The sequence below is a fragment of the Brevundimonas sp. DC300-4 genome (genome assembly GCF_049897365.1).
Lineage (GTDB): Bacteria > Pseudomonadota > Alphaproteobacteria > Caulobacterales > Caulobacteraceae > Brevundimonas.
On record NZ_JAFCWC010000032.1, the window covers coordinates 2501 to 5848 of the forward strand.

1 protein-coding gene, 1 tRNA gene and 2 rRNA genes (1 of these 4 running past the window's edge) are annotated in these 3348 nt (G+C 55.8%); 3 read left to right on the forward strand and 1 reads right to left on the reverse strand.

Features of this window, described 5'->3' with window-relative positions:
* The 3 genes from ACP7AZ_RS17630 to ACP7AZ_RS17640 all read left to right on the forward strand — a co-directional run.
* Positions 1-2565: ribosomal RNA gene (locus ACP7AZ_RS17630) — 23S ribosomal RNA — on the forward strand; it begins 218 nt to the left of the window's first position.
* A 75-nt stretch (positions 2566-2640) separates the two neighbouring features.
* A 5S ribosomal RNA gene (gene rrf, locus ACP7AZ_RS17635) occupies positions 2641-2755 on the forward strand.
* A gap of 106 nt (positions 2756-2861) precedes the next feature.
* Positions 2862-2938: transfer RNA gene (locus ACP7AZ_RS17640), tRNA-Met, on the forward strand.
* A gap of 73 nt (positions 2939-3011) precedes the next feature.
* On the opposite strand, the gene ACP7AZ_RS17645 is transcribed toward ACP7AZ_RS17640, so the two are convergent.
* On the reverse strand, positions 3012-3348 hold a 337-nt coding region (locus ACP7AZ_RS17645), incomplete at its 5' end, for a helix-turn-helix domain-containing protein (protein WP_426039958.1).

A 3348-nucleotide genomic window follows, 5' to 3' on the forward strand; every position in this document is an offset into this window, starting at 1 on the left:
CATTAAGCAAACCCGGGGAACTGAAACATCTCAGTACCCGGAGGAAAGGACATCAACCGAGACTCCCGTAGTAGTGGCGAGCGAACCGGGACCAGGCCAGTGCTCTTGTGATATAAAGCCGAACGATCTGGAAAGGTCGGCCATAGCGGGTGAAAGCCCCGTAGGCGTCAAATAGCAAGAGACTCGAGTAGGGCGGGACACGTGAAATCCTGTCTGAACATGGGGGGACCACCCTCCAAGCCTAAGTACTCCTCTACGACCGATAGTGAACAAGTACCGTGAGGGAAAGGTGAAAAGCACCCCGACAAGGGGAGTGAAACAGATCCTGAAATCGGAAGCCTACAAGCAGTCGGAGCCCCCAAGCGGGGTGACGGCGTACCTTTTGTATAATGGGTCAGCGACTTCATGTGTCGAGCAAGCTTAAGCCGTTAGGTGTAGGCGCAGCGAAAGCGAGTCTGAATAGGGCGCTAAGTTCGACGTATGACGACCCGAAACTAGGTGATCTATCCATGAGCAGGATGAAGGTAAGGTAACACTTACTGGAGGTCCGAACCCGTGAATGTTGAAAAATTCTGGGATGACTTGTGGATAGGGGTGAAAGGCCAATCAAACCTAGACATAGCTGGTTCTCCGCGAAATCTATTTAGGTAGAGCGTCCGACGAATTCCTCAGGGGGTAGAGCACTGGATGGTTGCGGGCTGCGCGAGTGGTACCAATACTAACCAAACTCCGAATACCTGAGAGAACTATCGGGCAGACACACGGCGGGTGCTAACGTCCGTCGTGAAAAGGGAAACAACCCTAACCATCATCTAAGGCCCCCAAGTCATGGCTAAGTGGGAAACGATGTGGGATTGCTTTGACAATCAGGAGGTTGGCTTAGAAGCAGCCATCCTTTAAAGAAAGCGTAACAGCTCACTGATCAAGCGATCCTGCGCGGAAAATGTAACGGGGCTCAAGCCATGCGCCGAAGATATGGGTTCGCGTAAGCGAGCGGTAGCGGAGCGTTCCGTAAGCCGGTGAAGGTCAGGCGTGAGCCTGGCTGGAGGTATCGGAAGTGAGAATGCTGACATGAGTAACGATAAGGAGTGTGAGAGACACTCCCGCCGAAAGACCAAGGGTTCCTGCGTAAAGCTAATCTGCGCAGGGTTAGTCGGCCCCTAAGGCGAGGCTGAAAAGCGTAGTCGATGGGAAGCAGGTAAATATTCCTGCACCAGCCAGAAGTGACGGATGGCGTAACTTGTCAGGGCTTATTGGATTGTCCTGGCAGGGAAGTTGTCCCTGGAAATAACTCTGGCAGAGACCGTACCCGAAACCGACACAGGTGGTCAGGTAGAGCATACCAAGGCGCTTGAGAGAACTGTGCTGAAGGAACTCGGCAAATTGCACGCGTAACTTCGGAATAAGCGTGACTCTGCTTAGGGCAACCTTTGCAGAGTGGCACAAGCCAGGGGGTAGCGACTGTTTAGCAAAAACACAGGGCTCTGCGAAGCAGCAATGCGACGTATAGGGTCTGACGCCTGCCCGGTGCCTGAAGGTTAAAGGGAGTTGTGAAAGCGACGAACTGAAGCCCAGGTAAACGGCGGCCGTAACTATAACGGTCCTAAGGTAGCGAAATTCCTTGTCGGGTAAGTTCCGACCTGCACGAATGGCGTAACGACTTCCCCACTGTCTCCAGCACAGGCTCAGTGAAATTGAATTCCCCGTGAAGATGCGGGGTTCCCGCGGTCAGACGGAAAGACCCTATGAACCTTTACTATAGCTTCGCCTTGGCGTTAGCGACCGTATGTGTAGGATAGGTGGGAGGCTATGAAACCGGGGCGCCAGCTCTGGTGGAGCCATCCTTGAAATACCACCCTTACTGTCGTTGACGTCTAACCGAGGACCGTTATCCGGTCCCGGGACATGGCGTGGTGGGTAGTTTGACTGGGGCGGTCGCCTCCTAAAGTGTAACGGAGGCGCGCGATGGTGGGCTCAGACCGGTCGGAAATCGGTCGTCGAGTGCAATGGCATAAGCCCGCCTGACTGCGAGACTGACAAGTCGAGCAGAGACGAAAGTCGGCCATAGTGATCCGGTGGTCCCGCGTGGAAGGGCCATCGCTCAACGGATAAAAGGTACTCTAGGGATAACAGGCTGATTTTGCCCAAGAGTCCATATCGACGGCAAAGTTTGGCACCTCGATGTCGGCTCATCACATCCTGGGGCTGGAGCAGGTCCCAAGGGTTCGGCTGTTCGCCGATTAAAGTGGTACGTGAGCTGGGTTCAGAACGTCGTGAGACAGTTTGGTCCCTATCTGCCGTGGGTGTTCGAAGCTTGAGAGGATCTGTCCCTAGTACGAGAGGACCGGGATGGACATACCTCTGGTGGACCTGTCATGACGCCAGTTGTGCAGCAGGGTAGCTAAGTATGGAATAGATAACCGCTGAAAGCATCTAAGCGGGAAACTAACCTCAAAACAAGGCTTCGCTGAGGATCGTGGAAGACTACCACGTTGATAGGCCAGGTGTGGAAGCGCGGCGACGCGTGAAGCTTACTGGTACTAATAATCCGATCGGCTTGATCGTTTCTCAGCAAAACTCATTCGATTTTTCGAATACGACAATGTCTTCTCGTCACAATCTACATATCCGCTTGGTTGACCTGGTGGTTATGTCGGAGGTTCCCCACCCGATCCCATCCCGAACTCGGTCGTTAAGCCCTCCAGAGCCAATGGTACTATGTCTCAAGGCATGGGAGAGTAGGTCGCCGCCGGGTCTACCAAGCGGATATGTGGATTGTGACGTCTTTTCCGGGCTAACGCGCTTTGCGCTGCTTGAGCCCGGGTCTTCTCGAACATCTTCCTTCACAACGCCGCTCTTGCCGCGGGATGGAGCAGCCCGGTAGCTCGTCAGGCTCATAACCTGAAGGTCGCAGGTTCAAATCCTGCTCCCGCACCCAAGATCTCAAAGCCCCGCCGGTTCGCCGCGGGGCTTTTTGCTGTCCGCAGCAACGCTCCGACCCCTCCTCAGTCTTAGCCACGCTCATCTCGCGCGCGGAAATCGCCCGGGCGCAGGCCGTGACGGCGGAACTTGTCGTAGAGGGTCTTGCGTGGAATCCGCAGGGCGTCGGTCATGGCGACGATGTCGCCCGCATGGCGATGCAACGCCTCCTCCAGCACCGCCTTCTCAAACCGTTCGAGCCGGTCGACGAGGCCGGCGCCCGCGTCTTCGGTCGCGCCGAAAGCGGCTGGTGCGTCGATATCCAGAGCGACCCGATCGGCGAAATGCGCCAGCTCCCGCACATTGCCCGGCCAGTCATGCTCAATCAGGGTGCGCCGGACGGCGGTGCTCATCGGCGGAGGCGTCCGC